Raw genomic sequence first — 23,855 nt, forward strand, 5'->3', positions numbered from 1 at the left:
CGGGGCCAGGTTGCTCGGGGGTTACTTGCGGCCGATGGTGATCCCCTTCGTCTTCGCGGCCGTGGTGTTGTCGTAGACGACCGTGTCCGTGGACTTCTGCCAGATCTTGATCCGGAAGGTGTCCGGGTCGTCGGTGGCGGTGACCCGGAAGAGGTAGCCGCCCTTGCCGTTGACCGTGCCGAAGCCCTGGTAGACGGCCTTCGAACCGGTGACCACGAGCCAGGAGGAGCTGGTGGAGCGGAACTTCAGCTTGGCCCCGGCGAAGTCGAGCGACGCCTTCCCGGACGGCGTGCTGTCGTTCTTGCCGTACTTGGCGGTGAAGGAGAACTCCGCCTTGCCCGTCAGCTTCGGCTGGGCCGGGAACGCCCCGGCGGGTGAGGTGAAGCTGCCGTCACCGGTCGCGGAACCGGCGCTCCGGTCGTAGACGACCAGTTCGGAGACGGTGGTGCTCGCCGAGCCGCCGTCGTCGTCGGTGACGGTGATCACCGGGGCGAAGATGCCGGCCGTGCGGTAGCTGTGCTCGGCCTTGCAACCGCCGGCGGTGACCTTGCCGGCCGTCGGCTTGCCGCCGTCCTTCCAGTCGACGACGCAGGTGTGCTGGTCGCGGGTGCCCGGGTCGGTGAACTCGACCCTGATCCTGGCGTCCTTGCCCGTCGGCGTGGTCTTCGGGCTGCTCACCGAGGTGATCTCCGGGGCCGCGTTGGTGACGGTGACGGTCGCCGTGTCGGTGCTGCGACCGCCGGTCAGGGTGACCGTGTAGGTGCCGTTGTCGGAGCAGGTGATCGTGGTCTTCGCGGACTTGGCGTCGGCGAAGACGCAGGGCACGTCGTTGCCGATCGTCCACTGGGCGGTGCCCGCGCCGGAGACCGTGCCGTTCAGCTGGATCTTGGCGCCCTCCTTGCCGGAGGCGTCCGCGCCGGCCCGTGCGATGGTGACCGGGTCGATGCTCTCCAGGGTGGGGACGACCTTCTTGATCATGCCGTCGGCGTCGAACTCCAGCTTGTCGATGGTGGTTTCACGGTGCATGCCGTCTCCGCCGGGGATGGCGAAGCGGTGGTAGGCGATGTACCAGTCGTCGGTGTTCGGGACGTGGACCACCGAGTGGTGGCCGGGGCCCTTGACACCGAGCGAGAGGTCCTTCTCCAGGATCAGGCCCTGCTTGGTCCAGGGACCGGTGGGCGAGGGGCCGGTGGCGTAGGCGACCTGGTAGTTCTCGTCACGTGTGTCGTTCTCCGACCACATGAAGTAGTAGGTGCCCTTGCGCTTGATGACGAAGGTGCCCTCGTTGTAGTTGCTCGGCGTCATGTTGGTGACCTTCGAGGCGTCGAAGGAGACCATGTCGTCGTTGAGCGGGACGGCGTAGGCGCGGCCGTTGCCCCAGTAGAGGTACTTCGTGCCGTCGTCGTCGGTGAAGGTGGCCGGGTCGATCATCTGGCCCGTGTGGTCACCGGCCTTCAGCAGCGGCTTGCCGAGCGCGTCCTTGAACGGGCCGGTGGGCGAGTCGGAGACCGCGACACCGATGTTCGCGTCGGCGCAGAAGTAGAAGTAGTACTTGCCGTTCTTCTCCTCCATGGCCGGCGCCCAGGCCCTGCTGTCCGCCCAGGAGACGTCCGGACCGAGGTCCAGGATGACGCCGTGGTCGGTCCAGTGGACCAGGTCCTTGGAGGAGTACGCCTTGAACTGCGTACCGCTCCAGCCCTCGAAGCCGTCGGTGGTCGGGTAGATGTAGAAGGTGTCGCCGAAGCGCACGATGTTCGGGTCCGCGTTGAGACCCGGCAGCACCGGGCTCTTCATCTCCACGGCCGACACCGTCCAGGTGCGCTTCTCGCCGTCGGAGCCGGTCACCTCGTACGTCACCGGCTCGGTGAAGTCGCGCAGGGTGCCGGAGGCGGGGCTGATGGTCGCGCCGTGGGCGAGGGTGAACTCCGGTGCCAGGGCCTTGACATCACTGCCCGGGGTGAGCGGCAGGACGATCTTGCTGTCCTTGTCGGTGATGATCGCGTCGGTCTTCAGCGCCGGGTGGGTCGCCCCCGCGATCCCGGTCGTGTTGCCGCTCAGCTCCAGGATCTCGGCGGGTGTCAGGGCCCGGTTGTAGATCCGGAAGTCGTCGACCTCGCCGCCGAAGTACGGGTCCGGGGAGTAGAGGGACTTGCCGATGTAGCCGGAGTGGTCCTTCGCCGAGTCGTACAGCTCGGACGGCTTGATGGTGACACCGCTGACGCGGGCCGTCTCGGCGCCGTCCACATAGAGGATCGCGGTCTCGGTCGCGCCGTTCAGGGTGACGGTGACGTGCTTCCACTGGCCGGCGGTGAGCCGGGAGCCGCCGATCATCTGCTTCTCACCGGACCAGGTGGCCTTGGTGATCGCGGAGAACAGCTTGCCGCCGCCGTTGGACGGGGTGGCGAACAGGTACTTGTCGCTGTCCGGGCCGAGGCCGAACAGCCACTGGAAGTTGTCGCCGCCCTTCCACTTGACGTACGTGGAGACGGTGACGCTCGTGGTGTCCTTCAGGACGCCGTTCGGGATCTTGACGTACGGCGAGCCGGAGCTGCTGTTGCCGCCGGACATCTTGAACGAGCCGCCCTCGACGCCGGTACCGAAGTCGGGCGTACGGACGTAGGTGCCGTGGTAGCCGTGGCCGCTGGAGTCGCGGGCGATGCTGCCGCCGGTCTCGTCGAAGTCGTAGTGCAGGAGCAGGTCGGCCGGGACGTCCGTGCCCTCGGCGGAGACCGTGACCTCGGCGGTGACCGCGATCGCGGAGTCGCCCGCCAGATCGCCCTTCACGGTGAAGGTGCCGGCCTGCGCGTACCGCGAGGCGTCCACGGACTCCCAGGTGACGGCGACGGGCCGCTTGACGCCGTCCCCGGACTCGGCGATGACGGTGGCCGGCAGGACCGGGGCCTCACCGATCCGGGTGTCGACCTTGACGTCCTCGACGCTCGTGATGATCTGGTCCGGCTGGTACGTCTTCAGCAGCCGGTCGTACTCGGCCTGGGTGACCGGGAGCACCGTGCCGTGCCGGGGCTTGGACGGCAGGTCGTAGCTGGTGGACGGGGTCCAGACGCCGGAGTCGAGGTCGGTCGTCTCGAACGGGATGTAGCCGCGACCGCCGAACTCGTCGAGGAACGCGTACCACTTCTCCTCGGTGTTCGACTTGAACACCAGCGGGCCCTCGGCCGCGCTCATCGCGCCCTTGCCGATGCCCTCCGCGACGGCGGTCCAGGAGAGGTTCTTCAGCGAGTCGCTCTTCTCCTCGAAGACGAACTTGCTGTTGGGCGTGGAGGAGGTGTTGTTCCGCTCGTCCTTGGAGAGACGGTAGTACTCGCCGTCGTGCTGGATGACCGTGGAGTCGATGACCGAGTAGCCGCGGTCGACCCAGACCTTGGGCTCGCTGAAGGTGTAGAAGTCACGGGTCGTCGCGTACATCATGCGGTTGTACGTGTCGCCGGAGTGGGCCTCGTTGTCGTACAGCTTCGACGCCCAGAAGACCACGTACTCGCCGAGCTTCTCGTCGTAGTACGCCTCGGGGGCCCAGGTGTTGCCGGCCGTGTCGGGGGAGACCTTGACCAGGCGCTGGTTGGTCCAGTTCACCAGGTCGGTGGACTCCCAGACCATGATGGACTTGCTGCCGGTGCGCTGGGAGGCGTCCCAGTCGCCGTTGCCGTAGATCTTCAGGTCGGTGGCGATCTGGTAGAACTTGTCGCCCTCGGGGGAGCGGATGATGAACGGGTCGCGCAGACCCTTCTCACCGAGCGTGGAGGTCAGGACGGGCTTGCCGTCGTTCAACTCCCGCCACTTCAGCGGGTCGTTGCCCTTGCTGAGCGCCGCGTAGAGCTGCTCGCCGTCCGAGGTGCCCTCGCCGGTGAAGTAGCTGAACATATAGCCCTTGAGGGCTTCCTTCTTCGGTAGCTCCGGCACCTTCGCGGTGAAGGTGCGGGTCTTCTTCGCGTCGCCCTTGGTGACGGTCGCGGTCAGCTCGGCGGTGGTGGCGCCGTCGCCGTGCGCGGGACGCTTCACCACGCCCTCTGCGGAGACGACGTCCGGGTTCGCGGAGGACCAGGAGACCTCGGTGCCGAAGGTGCCGGTGGCGGGGAGGGTGAGGTTGCCGCGGGCGTCGTCGATGTTGTGCACGGTGAGCGCCTCGGCGGCCTGCTCGACGGCGGTGGTGTCGTCGAACGTGGGCAGGACCGTGACCTCGAAGGTCTTGGTTGCGCTGACCGGGCCCTTCTTCAGGGTCGCCGTCAGTGTGGCGTGGCCGTCCGGCTGACCGGCGGCGGGGCGGGTCACCGCGCCGGAGTTCGAGACGACGTCCGTGTTGTCGCTCGCCCAGCTGATGGTCGAGCCGCCGGCCGTACCGGTCTTCGGCAGGTCCAGATCGGCGGTCACCGCGCTGGTGTCGCCCAGGGTGAGGGCGGCCTTGTCGGCGGCGAGGCCCTCCTCGGCGATGGGGAGCGAGAGCTGCTCGACCTCGGAGCCGGCCAGCGCCCGGTTGTAGACCCGGAAGTCACGGATCTTGCCCTTGAAGAGCTTGTCGCTGGTGTAGACCGACTTGCCGATGTAGTTGGCGGTCGTGGTGCCCGAGCCGATGGAGCCCGGGGTGGTGGTGACCGAGGTGTTGCGGCCGACCTCCACGCCGTCCTCGTACAGCACGCCCGTGGTGCCGGTCTGGGTGTAGGTGAGCTGCTTCCAGACCGAGCGGGACAGGTTGTGCGAGTCGGAGGGCCGGGTGTTCTGCTCGGTCGACCAGTTGCCGGAGGCGATGGCGGTGCGCAGCGAGTTGCCGGTGGCGAAGAGATAACCGTTGCCCGCGCCGCTGGTGGTGTTGCCGAAGCCGTAGATGAAGTACGGGCCCACCTGCGACTCGTCCATCAGCACGTCCATGGAGACGCTGATGGAGTCCATGTTCTTCATGACGTCGTTCGGCACCTTGATGTAGGTGTCCGAACCGTTGAAGGCGAGACCCTGGCCGTCGCCCGCCCAGCCGGCGGTGCCGTTGACCGTGCCGTTCCGGCCGTTGCCGGAGGCGTCGGTGGCGGTGGTGCCGGAGGTGGCGTCGAGCTTGTACCAGAGGGCGAGGCCGTCGGTGAGGTCGGCGTCGTCCGCGGTGGCCGGGGCGACGGGCCCGGCGAGGCCGAGGAGCAGTGACGCGGCGGTCAGTCCGGCGAGCGGACCCGCCCAGCGTCTCGCGCGGCCGCGCAGACCTTCTGTGTACGTCATGTCGAGTATCCCTGCTGAGAGCACGGCTGATGAAGGGGTGGCGAAGGCAAGGGGGAAGGCGAGGGGCGGCAACGGGGAGCGGCTCGAAAGGGGCGGGCACCCTCGCCCTGGGTGCCCCGCTGTTTCGGCCTTGTGACGTCGTGTTGCGAGAGTGTCAATCGGGGTGTGGTGAGGCGTCAAGAGGTTTCGAACAATGTCCGATGGGTCGAACGGGCGGAAACGCACGAAACCCCCGTTCCCTGAGGAGAACGGGGGTTTCGGTGCCGTGTCTACCGCACGGGGCGTACGAGTTCCCAGGTGTCGACCGCGAAGTCCAGCTTCATACCGTGCCGTTCGTAGAGCGCGAGGGCTCCGGTGCTGTTGTCGGTGTCGACGCCGAGGCCGATACGGTCGCGGCCGAGCGCCGCGTAGTGACCGAAGGCGTGGCCGAGCAGCAGACTGCCGAGGCCGCGGCCCCGGGCCTCGCGCAGCACGCCGATGCTGGCGATCCACGCCATGGCGGAACGGTCGTTGCGCGAGCGCAGTGCCGCCACGTCACCGAGCCCGTCGACATGCGCGATCCAGACCAGCGACCAGTCGACGTTCTCCGCGTCGATGTCGTCCAGCCACTGCTCGTACGTCCGGGGCTGGAAGTCGAAGTGGTCGGCGAAGCTCGTCTGCAGCAGGGCGTGGGCCGTCCTGCGGTCCGGCTCGGCGGTACAGGCGCGCAGGGTGACGCCGGGCGGGGGCGTCGGGGGCAGCTCGGCGGGGGAGAGGGGACGGGCCATCACGTGGTAGCGGCGGACCGTGCGCCAGCCGCGTCCGCGCAGCGCGTCCAGGTCCAGGGTGGGCGCGATGTTGAGGTGCAGGTGGACGACCGCGCGGTCCGCGCCGTTGGCCGCCGCGCGTTCCGCCGCGCGGGCCTCCATCAGGTCGAACAGGTGCAGGGCGCCGAGCTGGTGGTCCGGCAGCGTGTAGTGGTCCATGTCGACGCGCTCGCCGCCGGACTCGTCCCAGACCAGTCCGTACGCCACGAGGCGGTCCCCGTCGAACACCAGCCAGGAGTCCCGCTCCAGGTCCGCGTCCGGGTGCTTCAGGTCGGCCTGCACCTCGCCCAGCTCGGTCTCGGAACGGCCGACCTCCAGTACGTCGATCTCGTTGAGCAGCGCGCACACCGCCTCCGCGTCGCCGAGGGTGGCCGGGCGCACGGTCAGGCCGGGTGGGAGGGGGGTGGGGTGCGTCGTGGTCATGGGGCCACTGTCGGGGGGACGGGGCCGGGGCCGCAACGGGATTTTCGGGGGCGGGGGTGCGGTGGGCCGGGGTGGGCGCAGGGAGGCGAGGCGGGAAGGGGCAGGGCGCAGCCCCTGCTTTTCAGGGGCGCGGGGAACTGCGCGATCGGCCACGTACCACCCGCAGCCGCCGAACCACCCGCACCCCCGTGCTGTCAGGCGCCCGTCACGCCGCCACCGGCAACCCCGGCGTCCGGAACACCCGCCGGCGCGCGTCGACCGCGAAGATCTCGCAGCCGGGGCGGGCCGCGGCCCACTCCACACCCTCCGCGCCCATCGCGAACGCCGCCGTCGCCGTCGCGTCGGCCTCCGTCAGGGTCGGGGCCACGACCGTGAGGCTGAGGAGCCCCGTCGCCGGGCGGCCGGTGCGGCCGTCGAGGATGTGGTCGCCGCGCTCGTAGCGCGCGGACGTGGCGACCGCCCCGTCCGTCAGGGACAGGACCGTACAGAGGCGGTCGGCCCGCTCGGGATGGCGTACACCCACCCGCCACGGCCCGCCCGTCGCCGCCACGTCACCGCCCGCGTTGAGGCAGAGCCGCTTCGCGCCCAGGTCGCCCAGCAGCTCAGCCGCCCGCTGCACGGCCCACCCCTTCACCATGGCGCAGGGGTCGAGCCCACGCCCCGGCAGCCTTACGTCGAACGCGCCGCCCGTGGCCACCCGGTACTCCTCGCACAGGGCCAGCACCTCGGCCAGGTCCCGGCTGACCTTCTCCGGTGCCAGCTCGCCCCGGTCCAGCCGGGACACCTCGCTGTCGGCGCGGAACGGGCTGAACCGCGCGTCGACCTCGCGCAGCCAGGCGAACGCGGGCTCCGCGGCCTCGGCGGTCATCGCCCCGCGCCCGCCGCCGTCCCCGTCCCCGACCTCGTCGTCCTCGATCAGCAGTGAGATCGGGAACCCCATGATGTGTTCGACGCGGCGCACCGGATCAGGCCTTCGCGTCGATCGCGGCCTGGAGGGACTCCCGGTAGCCGTCGCTGGTGATGGTGGCGCCGGAGACGGTGTCGATGTCGGCGCTCTGCGCCGCCAGCGTCTCCTTGACCAGCACCGGGACGGCCGCCTCGGTCTGCGGGTGGTTCGGCTGCTTCAGCATCTCCACCGCGGTGATCTTCTCGCCCTCGAAGGTCACCTGGACCTGGACGTCGCCCTTGGAGGTGCCGACCGTCGAACCCGCGACGGTCTGGGCCGCGCTCTCCGCCGGGGTCGAGGTGGAGCCCGACGCGGAGTCCGAGTCGGAGGCGGACGCCGACTTCTCGTTCTCGTCGATCGCGGCCTGGAGGGACTCCCGGTAGCCGTCGCTGGTGATGGTGGCGCCGGAGACCGTGTCGATGTCGGCGCTCTGCGCCGCCAGCGTCTCCTCGATCAGCACCGGGACGGCCGCCTCGGTCTGCGGATGGTCCGGCTGCTGGAGCATCTTGACGGCGGTGATCTTCTCGCCCTGGAAGGTCGCCTGGACCTGGACGGGCCCCTTCTCGGTGTCGACCGTCGTGCCGGAGACCACGTTGGAGCCCGCGGCGGCGGACGCGGAGGCCGAGGGCGCGGGCTGCGCCGTCACCGTGGTGGTGGTCTCGGTGGAGGGCGCGTAACGCCAGACGGGCACCAGCGCGGCGGCGCTCAGGACCAGGGCGGGTATGGCTCGTTTCACAGTGCTGTCCTCGTGTCCCGGTGTCCCTCAGCCGGCCAGGCTGAAGCGTTCGAAGTGGATCTGCGACTTGGGCACGTCCAGCTCGCGCAGGCTGCCCAGGACCGCGTTCATCATCGGCGGCGGCCCGCACAGGAACACGTCACGGTCGGTGATGTCCGGCACCATGCGCTGCAGTTCGCGCGGCGCCAGCAGGTCGGGGCTGACGGGGCCGGAGACCAGGTGCAGTTCGGCGCCCTTGTCGAAGGCGAGCTGCTGCAACTCGTTGTAGAGGACCGCGTCCTGCTTGGCGGCCACCCGGTAGATGACCACGGCGTGCCCCTCGATCTCCTCCAGCAGGGCCCGGATCGGGGTGACCCCGACGCCGCCCGCGATGAGCACGGACTCCGGCCGGGTGCGGTGCATCGCGGTGAAGGCGCCGTACGGGCCCTCGGCGAAGACGCGGGTGCCGACCTTCACATGCCGCAGGGCGGCGGAGCCCTCGCCGGCCGCCTTCGCCGTCAGCCGCAGCTGCCTCCCGTCCGGCGCGGCCGACAGGGAGAACGGGTTGGCCTGCCACCAGCGGTCCCGGGTCAGGAAGCGCCACAGGAAGAACTGGCCGGCCCGCGCGGGCATCCGGTCCAGGTCACGGCCGGTCATGTAGATGGAGACGACGTTGTCGGCCTCGGGGACGACGGCGGTGACGCGGAGCTGGTGACGCCAGTTCCGCCACAGCGGCAGCACCAGCCGACCCGTGAACACCGAGGCCAGGGCGACGCCCCACAACACGTACCAGTACGCCGTCGCGGTCTCGGACGACGCGAACGACGTACCCGCCGTGACCTGGTGCGTGAAGGCCAGCACCACGGCGACGTAGGTGTACAGGTGGATGAAGTGCCAGGTCTCGTAGGCCAGCTTGCGGCGGGCGAAGCGGGCCGAGACGACACCGATCACGATGATGACGCCGAGCGCGACGATCGCGCGCAGCACGCCCTCGACGGTCTCGGCCAGGTCGACCAGCTGGCTGACCGGGTCGAGGTCCGAGGACTGGGCGTAGCCGAAGGTGATGAAGACGCCGTGCGCGACCAGCAGCCACAGCACCGAGAAACCGGTCCAGCGGTGCCAGGAGGTCAGCCGGTCCATGCCGATGCGCCGGTCGAACCACGGCAGCCGGGCCACCAGCACCAGCTGGAAGGCCATGAGGAGCGCGCCGTACAGGCCGGTGAGGCGGCCCAGCACGATGAGGGCGTTGGAGGCGAAGCCCGCCTGGACGAAGAAGAAGGTCACCACGGCCACGTTCGCCGCCAGCACCGTGTACAGACCGGTGCGGGCGACCACTTTGGGGCGCGCTCCCGAGCGGCTGACCGCCGCGGGGGGTTGTTGGACAGTGGTCACTGGGGACAGCTCCTTGATCGGGTGGGGGTTACGAGCTTCTCCGGTGAGTGCTGTCGTTTTCCTGTCGGACAACTTTCAAGTTTTTATCGATCGAGCCCCGGAGTTGTGAGCGGCTATGGCGTGATGCGATCGGTGGCGCACTATGAGCACGTGGAAAAAGTGCGACTACTCGTGGTGGACGACGACCCGCCGATCGCTGACCTGGTGGCGACCGTCGCCCGTTACGAGGGCTGGGACGCGGTGACGGCGCACTCGGGCGAGGAGGCGCTCCGCCAGGCGGCCGAGTTCCGTCCCGACATCGTGGTCCTGGACCTGATGCTGCCGGGCGTGGACGGCTTCGGCGTGCTCGACCGGCTGCGGCAGTCCGGCACCATGGTGCCCGTGGTGTTCCTGACCGCCCGCGACGGCGTCGCCGACCGGGTCGCCGGCCTCACCCGGGGCGGCGACGACTACCTGGTCAAACCGTTCGCCGTGGAGGAGCTGATGGCCCGGCTGCGCACCGTGCTGCGCCGCAGCGCCGGGCCCGCCTTCCAGCGGTCCGTGCTCCAGGTCGCCGACCTGTCGATGGACGAGGACACCCGCGAGGTCCGCCGCGGCGACAAACTTCTCACGCTCACCCCCACCGAGTACGAGGTCCTGCGCTACCTCATGCGCAAGTCCCCGACCGTCCTCACCAAGGCGCAGATCCTCGACCACGTCTGGGAGTACGGCTTCGGCGGGCGCTCCAACGTCGTCGAGCTGGTCGTCAGCCGGCTGCGCCGCAAGCTCGACGACACCGGTGAGCCGCTGATCCACACCGTCCGGGGCTTCGGCTACGTCCTGCGCCAGGCCACCGAGTGATCGCCCGGTTCAGGCAGAGCTACCGCTCCCTGCGCCTCGGCACCCGGCTGGCCCTCGGCCTCGGTGCCCTGGCGCTCGTCGTGTTCGCCGTCGTCGGCAGCGCGCTGACCACGTACATGCGCGACTATCTGTCCGCGCAGCTCAACGAGCAGCTGAAGATCGCGCAGATCGCCCAGTCCAAGAGCATCGCGGACTACGGCTCGCTCAAGGGCAAGAAGTACTACCGCTGGTACTACGCGGTGTACGACACCTCGGCCGGCAAACCCGTGCTCCGCAAGCCCGAGGACCCCGGGGACCTGCCCAAGGACATCGACGACTTCACGCTCGTGGCCAAGGCGCTGACCACCGAGGGCACGGAGGTCACCCGCACCGAGCACCTCAAGGGCCAGGGCCAGTACCGGCTGCGGGCCTGCGAGGTGGAACCCGGGGTGATCCTGGTCAGCGCCGCGCCCATGGACGACATCGAGGACACGGTCGGGCAGCTGATCACGGTCCAGGTCGTCACCTTCGTCCTCGCCCTGATGGCGCTCGTCGTCTTCGGCCGGGCCATGCTGCGGCGCGGCCTCAAACCCCTGAGCGACATGGCGCACACCGCGCGCGGCATCACCTCGCACGACCTGACGGACTCGGCGCGGCTGCCGGTGCGCCACGACAACCGCGACGGCGGCCCCGAGGTCGAGGAACTGCGCACCGCCTTCAACACGATGCTGGAGCACATCGACGACGCGTTCGCCGTCCGCACCGAGGCCGAGCAGCGTCTGCGCCGCTTCGTCGCCGACGCCTCGCACGAGCTGCGCACCCCGCTGATGTCGGTACGCGGTTACGCCGACCTCTTCCAGTACGCCGCCGCGCACAGCCCCGAGGAACGCGACAAGCATCTGGCCCGGCTGCGCGCGGAGGCCGCCCGCATGGGGTATCTGCTGGACGACCTGCTGATGCTCGCCCGCCTCGACGCCGCCGACGTGGAGACCCCGCTGCGCCTGGAGGACGCCGACCTGGTGCGGCTCGCGCACCAGGCGGCGGACGCGTTCCGCGCGGGTCACCCCGGCCATCCGCTGACCGTCACGACCGGCGCGGCCCCGGTCCGCCTGCGCCTCGACCCGCTCCGCCTGCGCCAGGTCCTCGACAACCTCCTCACCAACGCCGCGGTGCACACCCCGCCCGGCACGGAGGTCTGCCTGGAGGTGTCCGTCCCGCCCGGGACTGTGGCCTCCGGCACGGCCGACCCCGCCGCGCCGGCCTCCGGCACGGCCGCCTCCGGCATGGTCGAGGTGCGGATCACCGACTCCGGGCCCGGTGTCCCGGCCGACGACCAGGAGCGGGTCTTCGACCGCTTCTACCGCGTCGACAAGGCCCGCAGCCGCGACCGGGGCGGCAGCGGTCTCGGCCTCGCCGTCGCCCGCTCCCTGGTCCGCGCCCACGGCGGCACCATCACCCTGACCAGCGAACCGGGAGCGACGACGTTCACGGTCCGACTGCCCTGGGACGAGGGCGGGCCCAGCACATAAGGGGAGGTCGCCCAATCTGATGCGTAGGGGCAAGACGGTGCGGCAGGCCGCGCGGGCGACGCTTCACCTGGTCGTCGCGGTGGCGATGGCCTTCGGCGTGTACCTCTTCATCACGGTGCTGCTGATCACCGCGATCGCCACCCTCGCCGTGGTCGGTGCCTGGATGGAGCCGGAGCCGGAGACGGAGCCGGAGACGGAGACGGAGACGCTGATCCGCCGGATCGCCGGCGCGAAACGCCATCAGGCGACCGCCTGGACCGGCCGTGCCGTCCCCGAGGCCTACCTGCCCATCGAGGGCACCCTGCGCCAACGCCTCCGGATCGCCGTCCGCGACCCCGGCACCCGCACCGACGCCCGCTGGATGCTCACCTACTACGTCTACGGCGCCCTCTTCTTCCTCGCGGTCCCCCTGTGGCCGCTGGGCCTGCTCGTGGACGGCGTGTGGTGCGGACTGCTCGGCCGCCCCGCCCTCGTCCTGCCGCTGATCGTCCGTCTCGCCGACCTGGACGCCCGCTGGTCCGAGGCCCTGCTCAAGCCGTCCCCCCGGGCCCGCCTCGCCGAGCGGGTGGAGGAGCTGACGGCGACCCGGGCCGACGCGATCGCCGCCCATGGCGCGGAACTCCGCCGTATCGAAAGGGACCTGCACGACGGTGCCCAGGCCCGCCTGGTCTCGCTGTCCATGCGGATCGGGCTGGCCCGGCGCGCGTACGACCGCGACCCGGAGGCCGCCCGCAAGCTGCTGCTCGACGCCCAGGACCAGGCCGAGGCCGCGCTGACCGAGCTGCGGCACGTGGTGCGGGGCATCCACCCGCCGATCCTCACCGACCGGGGCCTCGCCGGTGCCGTACGGGCGCTGGCGGCCGGCAGCGGCCTCGAAGTGACCGTGGAGGTGAGCGAGTTGGAGGACACCGACGGGCCGCGCCCGCCCGCCGCGGTCGAGGCCGCCGCGTACTTCGTGGGCGCCGAGGCCCTCACCAACGCCGCCAAGCACAGCGGCTGCGACCACGCCGAGGTCCACCTCGCCCGCACGGCCCGGGGGGTGCGTGTCCTGGTGCGCGACGACGGCCGGGGCGGCGCCGAGACGGCCTCCCCGTCGGGCCGCCCCGCCGCATCGGTCGACGCGGCCTCCGTCGATGCCGCCTCCGCGATGGGCGGATCCGGACTCCTCGGGATGCGGCGGCGGGTCGCCGCGCTCGACGGGAGCACGGCCGTGACCAGCCGGGTGGCATCGGACAGCGCGTCGAACTGGGCGGGATTGGTGCCGTCGTCGGTCGACCGGGGTGCGGAGAGGTCGCCGATGGTGGCCCCGGTGCAGCTGACGTCACGGAAATCGGACGCCTGGATCTTCAACTCGGCGGCGACGAGAGCCGGATAGTTCCGGCCGGACCGCTCGCAGCCCGCGGGGGTGCCGCCCTGCTCGGGGATCTTCGGCCCCGCCGTGCAGGAGTCGCCGAGCGCCACGTACGGGCCGGTCGGGGGCGCGGATCCGGCGCGGTCGCCGCCCCCGTCCCGTCCGACGCTTATCGCGGCCACCAGCACGCCGCAGGCGAGCGCCCCAGCCAGGCCGGCTCGTGGAGAGGTCCTCATCGCTCTGTCCTGTCTTCCGTCTCGACGGGTGGTGCGGGCTTCGCTCGGCCGGGGGAGGAGCGGCTGGGGCGGCCGGGTCGGACGGGGGAATCGGGATCCATCGTCTTGCTTGAGTTAGGCAAACATATATGGCTTACTTGAGTCAAGCAATCGAGCCGTACGGGGGTTGCTTGAGTTAGGCAATGAGAAGGGTAGGGTGATGTCCATGTCCCCATCGCCGTCGGCGGCCGTCCCCGCCTCCCCGGAAGTGATCGAGATCGAACGGGCCCTGACCCGGATCACCTATCTGAGCACCAGGGCCCGCCGGCACGAGCGCCTGATGGCCCTCGCCGGGGTACCACTGGACCGGGCCGCCGTGGCACTCCTGCGCCAGGTCGCCGACTCCGAGCCACTGCGCCCGGGGGAGCTGGCGGGCCGGCTCGACGTCGAGGCCTCCCATGTCACCCGCCAGGTACAGCAGTTGGAGAGATCCGGCTACCTCACCCGCGTGGCCGACCCCGGCGACCGCCGCGCCCGGCGCATCCGCCTCACCCCCACCGGCCAACAGGCCATCGACCGCATCCGCGAGGCAGGCGCACTCGGCATGAGCCTGGCCCTGTCCGACTGGCCCCCCGACCGGATCCGCCAACTGGCCGACCTCTTCCACCGCATGGTCGAGATCTTCCTCACCCGCGCCACCGACGAGGATCAGGCCCCCGCCACACCGACGGCCGCCGACTGAGGCACGCAGTGGACCGCCGGGCCCAACGCACGGCAATCCGAGGGAAGTTACGAGGCACCCCCGAACGGCGGGCAGCCCGCAAGGCGACGCGAGGGGCCGTGCCGGTGCGTAGCAGCCCGTCGCCCACAGCGGCCCGGAGAGCGGCTCCTTACCCACCCCGAGCAGTAGGGCAACCCACGACGGGCTCAACACACCGGCACGGCCCCGCCCTCCACCGCCCGCCCGCGCCCCACCGGACGACCCCACCCCAAGAGAGAGCCCCACACGAATGGCCTTACCCATGCACGAGCGCACCAACGACAAACCCTCACTCCCGCGCGGCGCCGGCCAGCACCTCCTGATCGCCGCCGGCGACCCCTCCACCGCCGAACTACTCTCCACCACCCTGGAGCTGGCCGGCTACCGCACCCACACCACCCCCTCCGGCACGGAAGCCGTGTCCCGCCTCACCGAACACCGCTTCGACCTGGTCGTACTCGACCTGGCCATCCCCGACCTGGACGATCTGGGCCGCGAGCGCCGCCCCGTCGCCCACCGCCCACCCGTGCTGTTCCTCACCCAGTACGACTCCCTGGGCAAACTCCTCCCCGAACTCGGCCTCGGAGAACAGGACTACGTCACCAAACCCTTCCGTATCGCCGAGGTCCTGGCCCGCGCCCAGGTCCTGCTCCGCGGCCGGAAACCCGTCCGCCGCGACGGCGAACCGTCGTACCGCGACCTCGTCCTGGACGACCCCGCCTGCCAAGCCCTGCGCGCGGGACGGCCGTTGAACCTCACCCCCGCCGAGTACCGCCTCCTGCGCTACCTCCTGGTCAACGCCCACAAGGTGCTGTCGAAGGAGCAGATCGGCCGCTATGTCTGGGGTGACTTCCACGGCGACAACGCCATCGAGCAACTCGTCTCCCGCCTCCGCCGCAAGGTGGACCGCGAGGGGGGCGACCCCCTCATCCACACCCGCCGCGGCTTCGGCTACTGGCTCGGCACCCCGTCCCGCCAGGAACACTGAGCGAAGCACTCATGAAGCAAATATGTCCGGAACCACCCCAGTCCGGGACACCCCTAAGAGATCGCCCGAAGTGCGACACCACCCCACACCACCAGCGCGCTTCCCCACCCCCACGGCCTCCGCCCCCACCTCCCCTCGATCCGCAACCACCCAAAAAACAAAGCCAGTTGTGGCCGGAACCCTCCCCCTCCCACCCTTCCCACCCCTCACCCCCACCCCCAGAATGTGATCCGGGTCACGTCAGCCTTCTGTCAGGTAACTGGCCGTTACCCGTCAGATCGCTCTGTTTGCATATGTTTATCGAGGCCTCGACACATCCCCCGGCGCATACCCCACCGGAGCCCCCACCACCGAGGAGAGACCATGGCCGACACCCTGACCGACGCCACCTCCGACACGAGCGGACAGTGCCCCGAGTACCCGATGCCCAGGGCCTCCGGCCGCCCGCTCGCACCCCCGCCCGCCGCGGCGGAGCTGCGCGGCGGCGACCGGCCCATCACCAAGGTGCGGATCTGGAACGGCACCACCCCCTGGCTGATCACCCGCCACGCCGACCAGCGCACCCTGCTCACCGACCCGCGCGTCAGCAACGACGACCACGAGCCGGACTTCCCCCACGTCAACGCCCACCGCGCGGCCATCGCCCCGCACACCCCGAAGCTGATCACCAACACGGACGCGCCCGAACACACCCGGCTGCGCCGCTCGGTGAACGCCCCGTTCCTGGTGAAGCGGATCGAGGCGATGCGCCCGGCCGTGCGGAAGATCGTCGACGACCTGATCGACGACATGCTGGCCGGCCCCAACCCGGCCGACCTGCTCACCGCCCTCGCCCTGCCCGTGCCCTCCCTCGTCATCGCCGAACTGCTCGGCGTGCCGTACAAGGATCACCACTTCTTCCAGGAGAACAGCAACCGCGTCCTCGACAACTCCCTCACCGCAGAGGAGGCGCAGGAGTCCAGCCGGGCCCTCGGCGGCTACCTCGACGCCCTCTTCCGGGAGAAACTCGAACAGCCGGGCGACGACGTGCTGTCGGAGATGGGCACCCGCGTCAAGGCCGGGGAGATGACCCACCAGGAGGCCGTCAGCATGGGCGTCGCCATGCTGATCGCCGGGCACGAGACCACCGCCACGATGATCAGCCTCGGCACCCTCGCCCTGTTCGAGCACCCCGACCAACTCGCCGTGCTGCGCGACACCGAGGACCCGAAAGTGGTCGCGGGCGCGGTCGACGAGCTGCTGCGCTATCTCTCCATCGTCCACTCGGGCCTGCGCCGCGTGGCCAAGGACGACATCGAGATCGACGGCCAGGTGATCCGCAAGGGCGACGGCCTCCTCTTCGACCTCCAGACGGCCAACTGGGACCCGAACGCCTTCCTTGAGGCCGAGCGCCTGGACCTGAGCCGCCCCGCCCGCCAGCACAACGCGTTCGGCTACGGCCCCCACCAGTGCCTCGGCCAGAACCTGGCCCGCCTCGAACTCCAGGTCGTCTACGGCACCCTCTACCGCCGCGTCCCGACCCTCCGCCCGGCCGCCCCCGTCGAGCAGCTGGCGTTCAACCACACCGGCACCACCTACGGCGTGAAGTGCCTGCCCGTCGCCTGGTGACGCCCTGCCCTCCTCCCTCACCACCCCCCACTCCCCCCACGACTACGCGCGATCAAGGAGCAACCCATGCGTGTGGAACTCGACGAACCCAAGTGTGTCGCCTCCGGCCAGTGCGTGATGGCCTCCCCGGAGGTGTTCGACCAGCGCGATGACGACGGTGTCGCGATCCTGCTGGTGGAGCACCCCGCCGACGACCTGATGGACGGTGTGCAGGAGGCCGTCGCGATCTGCCCGGCCGCCGCGATCCGACTGGTCGACCAGTGAGGCGGATCGTGGTCGTGGGCGCCTCGGCCGCCGGACTGGCGGCGGCCGAGACACTGCGCCGCGAGGGTTACGACGGCACGCTCACCCTCGTCGGCGACGAACCCCACGCCCCGTACGACCGGCCCCCGTTGTCCAAGCAGCTCCTCTCGGCGGAGTGGGACACCGACCGGCTCACCCTGCGCTCCCCGGCCCACCTCGACGGCCTCGACCTGGACCTGCGCCTCGGGACCGCCGCGACCGGCCTCGACCTGAGGGAGTGCGAGGTACGGCTCGCCGACGGCGACACGGTGCCGTACGACGCGCTGGTGGTCGCGACCGGCGTACGCCCGCGCCGGCTGCCCGGTGAGGGCGCGCACGTGCTGCGCACGCTGGACGACGCGCTCACCCTGCGGGAGCGGCTGACGCCGGGGACGCGGCTGGTGGTGGTCGGCGCCGGGTTCCTCGGCGCGGAGGCCGCCGCCGTCGCCTGGCGGCTCGGCGCCGAGGTCACCCTCCTGGAACCGGCGCCGGTGCCGCTTGCGCACGCGGTCGGCGCGGAGGTCGGCGCGGTGCTGTCCCGGGCCCATCGCGACCACGGCGTGGACCTGCGGGCCGGCGTCACCGTCACGGAGGTGACCGAGGACGGTGTACGGCTCGCGGACGGTGAGGTGGTGGAGGCGGACGAGGTGCTGGTCGCCGTCGGCTCGCTGCCCAACACCGAGTGGCTGGCGGGCAGTGGTCTGGCCGTCGGTGACGGCGTGCTGTGCGACCGGTACTGCGAGGCCGCGAAGAACGTGTACGCGGCCGGTGACGTGGCCCGCTGGTACAACCCGCTGTTCGGCGCCTCGATGCGGATCGAGCACCGGACGAACGCCGCCGAGCAGGGCATGGCCGTCGCCCGCAATCTGCTGGCCGCCGAGCCGGCCGCCCGCAGGCCGTTCGCGCCCGTGCCGTACTTCTGGTCCGACCAGTACGACATGAAGGTGCAGGCGTACGGTCATCTGCGGGGCCACGACGAGGTGACCGTCGTCGACGGGGATCTCGCCGAACGCCGTTTCGTGGCCGTCTACCGCACCGGCGACCGGGTCACCGGCGCCCTCGCGGTCGGTATGCCGCCCAAGGCGATCCGGCAGTGGCGGCAGGCCATCGCGTCCGGCGCCGACCGGAGCGAGACGTTTCCGCCGGAGATCCCGGTGGCTGTGGAGGAGGTCGACCATGGTGGAACAGCGGCCCGGCCCGTCGCGTGACGTGGTCGTCGTCACCGGCGCCGGCGGGATGGGCCTGGCGATCGCACGCCGGATCGGCAGCGGACGGACGGTCCTCCTCGCCGACGCCTCGCAGGCTCAACTCGACCATGCGGTGGGCGCGTTGAGCGGCGAGGGATACGCGGTGCGGGGCGTCCCGACCGATGTGTCCGACCGCAGGTCCGTCGACAAGCTCGCGGCGGAGGCGGTCGGCGAGGGCCGGGTCGCCGCCGTCGTGCACACCGCCGGGGTCTCCGCGGCCCAGGGCGCGGCGAGGACGATCCTGGAGGTCGACCTGCTGGGCACGGCCCATGTCATCGACGCCTTCGAGGGCGTGGCCGGGCCGGGGACCGCCATGGTCTGCGTCTCCAGCATGGCCGGTCATGTCGCCTCCCTCAGCGCGGACGACGAGAGGGCCCTCGCCACGGCCCCGGCGGACGAACTCCTCGGCATCGGCGGCGTCCAGGCCGTCGGCGACAGCGCGACGAGCGCGTACATCGTCTCCAAGCGGGCCAACCAGGTGCGCGTCGAGGCCGCCGCGCTCGCCTGGAGCCGGCGCGGCGCCCGTATCAACAGCGTCAGCCCTGGCGTCATCGCCACCGCCATGGCGAAGGCGGAGGCCGAGGGCCCGAGCGGCGCGCACATGCCGGCGATGCTGGAGGCGAGCGGCGCGGGCCGTACCGGCACCCCGGCGGAGATCGCCGACGCCGTCGCCTTCCTCATCGGCCCCGAGGCGCGTTACATCACCGGCACGGACCTGCTCGTCGACGGCGGCCAGGCCGCCTGGCTGCGGCACCACCGACCGGCCTGACACCACCGTACGACTCCCCGACTCCCCACCTCCACAGAGAGGACCCCGATGTCCACCCCCCACACGCCGTCCGGCACCACGTCCCCCGACCCGGAGGAACTGGGCTTCGACCCGGACACCCTCCGCGCCCGGTACCGGGCCGAGCGCGAGCGCCGGATCCGCCCGGACGGCGGCGCGCAGTACCAGCGGATCGGCGGCGAGTTCGCGTACTACGACGACGATCCGTACGCCGACCAGGAGTTCACCCGGGAGCCGCTGCACGACCGGGTCGAGGCCGTCGTCATCGGCGGCGGCTTCGGCGGGCTGCTCGCCGGGGCCCGGCTGCGGCAGGCGGGCGTCGAGTCGATCCGGGTGATCGAGAAGGGCGGCGACTTCGGCGGCACCTGGTACTGGAACCGCTACCCCGGCATCCACTGCGACATCGAGTCGTACATCTACCTCCCCCTCCTCGAAGAGCTGGGCTACGTCCCGAAGTGGAAGTACGCGCCGGGCGAGGAGATCCGGCAGCACACCCGGGCCATCGGCCGTCACTTCGACCTCTACCGGGACGCGGCCTTCCAGACCGTCGCCACCGAACTGCGCTGGGACGACACCGAGTTGGAGTGGATCGTCGCCACCGACCGGGGCGACCGCGTCCGGGCCCGCTATGTCGTCGTCTCCAGCGGCACCCTCAGCCAGCCGAAACTGCCCGGCATCCCCGGCATCGACACCTTCAAGGGTCACACCTTCCACACCAGCCGCTGGGACTACGCCTACACGGGCGGCGACGCGAACGGCGGCCTCACCGGGCTCGCCGACAAGCGGGTCGCGGTGATCGGCACCGGCGCCACCGCCATCCAGGTCGTCCCCCATCTCGGGGCCGACGCCGCCCAGGTGTACGTCTTCCAGCGCACCCCCTCGACCGTCGACGTACGCGGCAACGGGCCCACCGACGAGGAGTGGGCGAAGACGCTCACCCCCGGCTGGCAGGGCGAGCGCATGGACAACTTCCTGAAGACCGTCACCGGCGTCCGGGCCGACGAGGATCTGGTGAACGACGCCTGGACGTCCAGCGCCCGCCTCCAGGAGAAGCTGATCCCCACCGACGCGTACGCGGACGTCCCGGCGGACGAGCGCGAACGGGCCTACGAGATCGCCGACTTCCAGAAGATGAACGAGCTGCGCGACCGGGTGGCCACGGTCGTCGAGGACCCGGAGACCGCCGAGAAGCTCAAGCCCTGGTACCGGTACATGTGCAAGCGGCCCACCTTCAGCGACCACTACCTCCAGACCTTCAACCGCCCCAACGTCACCCTCGTCGACACGGCCGACACCCACGGCGTCGAACGGATCACCGACAAGGCCGTGGTGGTCGGCGGGGTCGAGTACGAGGTGGACTGCGTCATCTTCGCCACCGGCTTCGAGGTCGGCGTCTCGGGGCTGCTCTCCGGCCGTCTGCCCGCGTACGGCCGGGACGGCGTCGGCCTGCTGGAGACCTGGATGACGGCCGGTCCGAAGACCCTCCACGGCTTCTACAGCCACGGCTTCCCCAACCTCTTCCAGCTCGGCCCCATGCAGAACGCCAGCGCCGTCAACTACGTCCACATCCTCGACCAGCAGTCCCTCCATGTCGGCGAGGTCGTCGCCGAGGCCCGCAGGCGCCGCGCCCGGTACGTCGAGCCGACCGCCGAGGCCCAGGACGCCTGGGTCGCCACCATCCGCGAGAAGGCCGCCGACCTGTACAGGTTCCAGGCACAGTGCACCCCCGGCTACTACAACAACGAGGGCCGGCCCCGGGAGCGCAGCGAGTCGTACGGCGACGGACCGGTGGCCTTCCACGAACTGCTGCGCCGCTGGCGCGCGGACGGCGGCATGGACGACGTTCTCGTGGGCGCCGAGTGAGGCCCGAGGGGACGGCGGAGGACGGCATGAGCACTCCGGAAGCGGGTACGGGCAAGCGGCCCAACCGGTACGACGCGACCGGCGATCTCCGTACCACCAGCGCCCGTTGGGAGGCGCGGCGGCTCAACCCGCCCAATCCGCTGTGGGGTTCCAACGGGGTCGCGTTCGGCCCCGACGGGCGGCTGTACGTGGCGCAGTTCCTCGCCGGGCAGATCAGCGCCGTCGACCCGGGCACCGGGGACGTCGAGGTCGTCGTCCCGATGGACAGCCCGGTGCAGTCGCCGGACGACCTCGCGTTCGGCGCGGACGGCTCGATGTACATAGCCGACCTGGTGCCGGGCCGGGTGTGGCGGCGGAGCCCGGCGGGGGAGTACAGCCTCGTCTCCGACGACATCACCAACCCCAACGGCATCACCTGTGTCGGGGACCGGCTCTTCGTCAACGAGATGAAGTTCGACGGCCGGCTGATGGAGCTGTTCCCGGACGGCGGCGACCCGGTGGTGCTCACCGAGGGCCTGGCCCTGGGCAACGCGATGCAGCGCGGCCCGGACGGCCACCTGTACTACCCACACATGATCACCGGGCAGGTCTGGCGGATCCCGCCGGACGGCGGGACACCCGAGGTGGTCACCGAGGACGTGCACCAGCCGGTCGCGGTCCGCTTCGACCGGGGCGGTGTGCTGCACGTCGTCTCGCGCGGCGTCGAGGGCATCGTCACCCGGATCGACCTGCACGGGAGCGGCACCCGCACGCTCGTCACCAGCGGGCTGACGGGCCTGGACAACGCGGCGTTCGACGCCGAGAACCGGATGTTCGTCTCCAGCTACGCCGCCGGCGGCGTCAGCGAGCTGCACCCCGACGGCCGCACCCGCGACCTCGTGCCCCGGGGCTTCGACGGGCCCTACGGCATCACGGTCGACCTCGGCGGCACGGTGTACGCGGCCGACCACTACCGACTGGCGAGCCCCGCGCCCGACGAGGTGCGGACACGACTGCTGCTGCCCTTCGCCCACGGCATCACCGCCGACGGCGAACTGCTGCACTACACCTCGCAGTTCGGCGCCGTACTCACCCACGACCCCAGGTCCGGGACCACCCGCGAGCGGGCACGCGGCCTCGACCGGCCCATCGGGATCGCGGTCGGGCCGGAAGGCTCGCTCGTGGTGGCCGAGGCGGGCGCGGGCCGGGTCGTGTCCGTCGACGCCACCGCGACGGACACCGGTACGGATCGCGGTACGGACCCCGGATCCGTGACCGTGCTCGCCGAAGGGCTCGACCGGCCCACGGACGTGGTCTTCGACGCGCGGGGCCGCCTCCACGTCAGCGAGGAACGGCTCGGGACGGTCCTGCGGATCGAGACGGACGGCGCCGGGACCGCCGTGGTCGCCGACGGCCTCGGCGCACCGCAGGGGCTGGCGGTCCTGGGCGACGAGCTGTTCGTGGTGGAGACCGGGCCGCGCAGGCTGCACGCGATCTCCCTCGTCACGGGGGAGCGGCGCATCGACGCCGAGGACCTCCCGGTCGGACCGCCCCCGGGTGTCGTCCCGCGTACGGAACCGTCGCTGTTCGCCGGTGGCATGCCCGGGATGGCCCGTCGGTTCGCGGGCCTCGCCGCCGCCCCGGACGGGACCCTCCTGCTGTCGGCCAACGGTGAGGGCACCGTGCTGCGGCTGATCCCGAAGGCTGGGGCGGCCGGGGCTCAGCCGGAGCGGTAGAGCTCCGAGAGCAGTTCGACGGCGGCCGGGGTGGCGGGATGTGGGTCGTCCCGCCACCAGGCCAGCCGCACGGCGATCGGCTCGGCGTCCCGCACCGGCCGGTAGACGACCCCGGGCCGCCGCCCGCATGGCCCTGGACGCCCGGATCCTCGCCCAGGCCATCGGCTACCCCGCCGACGGCGAGATCATCGGCGCCCCGCCCGTCTTCTTCTTCGAGCCCCACCAGCCCGAGATGTGCGGCTTCAAACCAGAGGTCCTCCTCGACATCACCGAGGTCTGGGAGACCAAGCGCGAGGCCATGGAGTGCCTGGGCGCCCAACGGCACCTGTGGGACTACTACACCGACCTCGCCGTACGCCGGGGAGTCCAGCTCAAGCGCAACGCGGGCCCCAACCTGGGCCTCGCGCACCAGACGATGGCCGAGGCGTACATGCGCCCCTACCCGCAGGTCACGGGGGTGCTGGACTGATGGGCGGCGTGATCGTCACCAACCCGCCGAAGGCGGACCCGAAGGACGTCGAGGCGCTCGGCCGGTACGGCGTCGCCACCGTCCACGAGGCCATGGGCCGCACCGGTCTCCTCGGCACCCACCTCCGCCCGATCCAGCGGGACACCCGGATCGCCGGCACCGCCGTCACGGTCCTGTCCTGGCCCGGCGACAACCTCATGATCCACGCGGCCGTCGAACAGTGCGGCGAGGGCGACATCCTCGTCGTCACCACCACCTCACCGTCCACCGACGGCATGTTCGGCGAACTCTTCGCCACCGCGCTCCGACGCCGGGGCGTACGCGGCCTGGTGATCAACGCCGGTATCCGCGACACCGCCGAACTGCGCGCGATGGACTTCCCCGCCTGGGCCGCCGCCGTCAGCCCCCAGGGCACGGTCAAGGCCACCGGGGGCTCCGTCAACGTCCCCGTGGCCGTCGGCGGCCAACTCGTCCACCCCGGCGACGTGATCCTCGCCGACGACGACGGCGTGGTCGTCGTCCCCCGCACCCGGGCCCGGCACACCGCCGAGGCCTCCGAGGCCCGCGAACGCAAGGAGGCCGCCGCCCGCGCCGCCTTTCTCGACGGCCAACTCGGCCTGGACCGCTACGGGTTGCGCGAGACGCTCGTACGACTCGGGGTGACCTAGCGGTCGTACGAGGAGTACGAGCGGGAGGGGTCCGACTCATGAGGCCGTACGCGGT

17 protein-coding genes and 2 pseudogenes are annotated in these 23,855 nt (G+C 71.1%); 13 read left to right on the plus strand and 6 right to left on the minus strand.

Annotated elements, in window-relative coordinates; translation table 11 throughout:
- Positions 1–21: 21 nt before the first annotated feature.
- The 5 genes from F9278_RS42565 to F9278_RS42585 all read right to left on the minus strand — a co-directional run bounded on the left by F9278_RS42565 (position 22) and on the right by F9278_RS42585 (position 9,499).
- Positions 22–5,217, minus strand: coding sequence for a family 43 glycosylhydrolase (locus F9278_RS42565; protein WP_152173102.1), 5,196 nt, complete (start codon positions 5,215–5,217; stop codon positions 22–24).
- 269 nt (positions 5,218–5,486) lie between these two features.
- Positions 5,487–6,446: a GNAT family N-acetyltransferase gene (locus F9278_RS42570; protein WP_152173103.1), complete on the minus strand. Its 960-nt coding sequence runs from the start codon at positions 6,444–6,446 to the stop codon at positions 5,487–5,489.
- Between the two features lie 205 nt (positions 6,447–6,651).
- A complete protein-coding gene (locus F9278_RS42575) occupies positions 6,652–7,407 on the minus strand; it encodes an FAD:protein FMN transferase (protein WP_152173104.1) in 756 nt (251 codons plus the stop codon).
- A 4-nt stretch (positions 7,408–7,411) separates the two neighbouring features.
- A complete protein-coding gene (locus F9278_RS42580; protein ID WP_152173105.1) occupies positions 7,412–8,128 on the minus strand; it encodes an FMN-binding protein in 717 nt (238 codons plus the stop codon).
- A 27-nt stretch (positions 8,129–8,155) separates the two neighbouring features.
- Positions 8,156–9,499 carry a ferredoxin reductase family protein gene (locus tag F9278_RS42585; protein WP_193241894.1) on the minus strand — a complete coding sequence of 448 codons (1,344 nt, stop codon included), beginning with the start codon at positions 9,497–9,499 and terminating at the stop codon, positions 8,156–8,158.
- A 150-nt stretch (positions 9,500–9,649) separates the two neighbouring features.
- Here F9278_RS42585 and F9278_RS42590 point away from each other — a divergent pair, with 150 nt between their 5' ends.
- The 11 genes from F9278_RS42590 to F9278_RS42640 all read left to right on the plus strand — a co-directional run bounded on the left by F9278_RS42590 (position 9,650) and on the right by F9278_RS42640 (position 22,663).
- Positions 9,650–10,339 carry a response regulator transcription factor gene (locus tag F9278_RS42590; protein WP_086755165.1) on the plus strand — a complete coding sequence of 230 codons (690 nt, stop codon included), beginning with the start codon at positions 9,650–9,652 and terminating at the stop codon, positions 10,337–10,339.
- Positions 10,336–11,847, plus strand: a complete 1,512-nt coding sequence (locus F9278_RS42595; RefSeq protein WP_152173106.1) for a sensor histidine kinase — start codon at positions 10,336–10,338, stop codon at positions 11,845–11,847. Before F9278_RS42590 ends, F9278_RS42595 begins: the two co-directional genes overlap by 4 nt.
- Before the next feature lie 19 nt (positions 11,848–11,866).
- Positions 11,867–13,222 (plus strand): sensor histidine kinase, encoded by a 1,356-nt coding sequence (locus F9278_RS42600; protein ID WP_152173107.1) that lies wholly within the window; start codon positions 11,867–11,869, stop codon positions 13,220–13,222.
- 417 nt (positions 13,223–13,639) lie between these two features.
- A complete protein-coding gene (locus tag F9278_RS42605; RefSeq protein WP_152173108.1) occupies positions 13,640–14,155 on the plus strand; it encodes a MarR family winged helix-turn-helix transcriptional regulator in 516 nt (171 codons plus the stop codon).
- A gap of 280 nt (positions 14,156–14,435) precedes the next feature.
- Positions 14,436–15,161, plus strand: a complete 726-nt coding sequence (locus F9278_RS42610; protein ID WP_152173109.1) for a response regulator transcription factor — start codon at positions 14,436–14,438, stop codon at positions 15,159–15,161.
- 363 nt (positions 15,162–15,524) lie between these two features.
- Positions 15,525–16,769, plus strand: coding sequence for a cytochrome P450 (locus F9278_RS42615; RefSeq protein ID WP_152173110.1), 1,245 nt, complete (start codon positions 15,525–15,527; stop codon positions 16,767–16,769).
- A 66-nt stretch (positions 16,770–16,835) separates the two neighbouring features.
- Positions 16,836–17,033: a ferredoxin gene (locus F9278_RS42620; protein WP_152173111.1), complete on the plus strand. Its 198-nt coding sequence runs from the start codon at positions 16,836–16,838 to the stop codon at positions 17,031–17,033.
- Positions 17,030–18,259, plus strand: a complete 1,230-nt coding sequence (locus F9278_RS42625) for an NAD(P)/FAD-dependent oxidoreductase (protein WP_193241895.1) — start codon at positions 17,030–17,032, stop codon at positions 18,257–18,259. The genes F9278_RS42620 and F9278_RS42625 overlap by 4 nt, the downstream gene beginning before the upstream one ends.
- On the plus strand, positions 18,228–19,067 hold the full coding sequence (locus F9278_RS42630) for an SDR family oxidoreductase (protein WP_152173112.1): 840 nt from the start codon (positions 18,228–18,230) through the stop codon (positions 19,065–19,067). The genes F9278_RS42625 and F9278_RS42630 overlap by 32 nt, the downstream gene beginning before the upstream one ends.
- Before the next feature lie 48 nt (positions 19,068–19,115).
- A complete protein-coding gene (locus tag F9278_RS42635; RefSeq protein ID WP_152173113.1) occupies positions 19,116–20,948 on the plus strand; it encodes a flavin-containing monooxygenase in 1,833 nt (610 codons plus the stop codon).
- Positions 20,949–20,974: 26 nt separating this feature from the next.
- Positions 20,975–22,663: an NHL repeat-containing protein gene (locus F9278_RS42640; protein ID WP_152173114.1), complete on the plus strand. Its 1,689-nt coding sequence runs from the start codon at positions 20,975–20,977 to the stop codon at positions 22,661–22,663.
- On the opposite strand, the pseudogene F9278_RS42645 reads toward F9278_RS42640, so the two are convergent.
- A pseudogene (locus F9278_RS42645) lies at positions 22,648–22,782 on the minus strand (LysR family transcriptional regulator); the annotation flags it as partial. The gene F9278_RS42640 and the pseudogene F9278_RS42645 overlap by 16 nt on opposite strands.
- On the opposite strand from F9278_RS42645, the pseudogene F9278_RS42650 reads away from it, so the two are divergent.
- A pseudogene (locus F9278_RS42650) lies at positions 22,779–23,132 on the plus strand (PIG-L deacetylase family protein); the annotation flags it as partial. The pseudogenes F9278_RS42645 and F9278_RS42650 sit on opposite strands and share 4 nt — an antisense overlap.
- The gene (locus F9278_RS42655; protein ID WP_152173115.1) at positions 23,132–23,800 is read left to right on the plus strand and encodes a 4-carboxy-4-hydroxy-2-oxoadipate aldolase/oxaloacetate decarboxylase; all 669 of its coding nucleotides are present in this window, start codon (positions 23,132–23,134) and stop codon (positions 23,798–23,800) included. The pseudogene F9278_RS42650 and the gene F9278_RS42655, both read left to right, overlap by 1 nt.
- Positions 23,801–23,855 lie beyond the last annotated feature (55 nt).

This window comes from Streptomyces phaeolivaceus, from assembly GCF_009184865.1.
GTDB classification, from domain to species: domain Bacteria; phylum Actinomycetota; class Actinomycetes; order Streptomycetales; family Streptomycetaceae; genus Streptomyces; species Streptomyces phaeolivaceus.

Excerpts from the sequence above, each read along its gene's own strand:
- F9278_RS42635 (WP_152173113.1), top strand. The coding sequence starts at position 19,116 with ATGTCCACCCCCCACACGCCGTCCGGCACCACGTCCCCCGACCCGGAG.
- F9278_RS42630 (WP_152173112.1), top strand. The coding sequence starts at position 18,228 with ATGGTGGAACAGCGGCCCGGCCCGTCGCGTGACGTGGTCGTCGTCACC.
- F9278_RS42620 (WP_152173111.1), top strand. The coding sequence starts at position 16,836 with ATGCGTGTGGAACTCGACGAACCCAAGTGTGTCGCCTCCGGCCAGTGC.
- F9278_RS42615 (WP_152173110.1), top strand. The coding sequence starts at position 15,525 with ATGGCCGACACCCTGACCGACGCCACCTCCGACACGAGCGGACAGTGC.
- F9278_RS42605 (WP_152173108.1), top strand. The coding sequence starts at position 13,640 with ATGTCCCCATCGCCGTCGGCGGCCGTCCCCGCCTCCCCGGAAGTGATC.
- F9278_RS42570 (WP_152173103.1), bottom strand. The coding sequence starts at position 6,446 with ATGACCACGACGCACCCCACCCCCCTCCCACCCGGCCTGACCGTGCGC.
- F9278_RS42565 (WP_152173102.1), bottom strand. The coding sequence starts at position 5,217 with ATGACGTACACAGAAGGTCTGCGCGGCCGCGCGAGACGCTGGGCGGGT.
- F9278_RS42610 (WP_152173109.1), top strand. The coding sequence starts at position 14,436 with ATGCACGAGCGCACCAACGACAAACCCTCACTCCCGCGCGGCGCCGGC.
- F9278_RS42655 (WP_152173115.1), top strand. The coding sequence starts at position 23,132 with ATGGGCGGCGTGATCGTCACCAACCCGCCGAAGGCGGACCCGAAGGAC.
- F9278_RS42600 (WP_152173107.1), top strand. The coding sequence starts at position 11,867 with ATGCGTAGGGGCAAGACGGTGCGGCAGGCCGCGCGGGCGACGCTTCAC.
- F9278_RS42640 (WP_152173114.1), top strand. The coding sequence starts at position 20,975 with ATGAGCACTCCGGAAGCGGGTACGGGCAAGCGGCCCAACCGGTACGAC.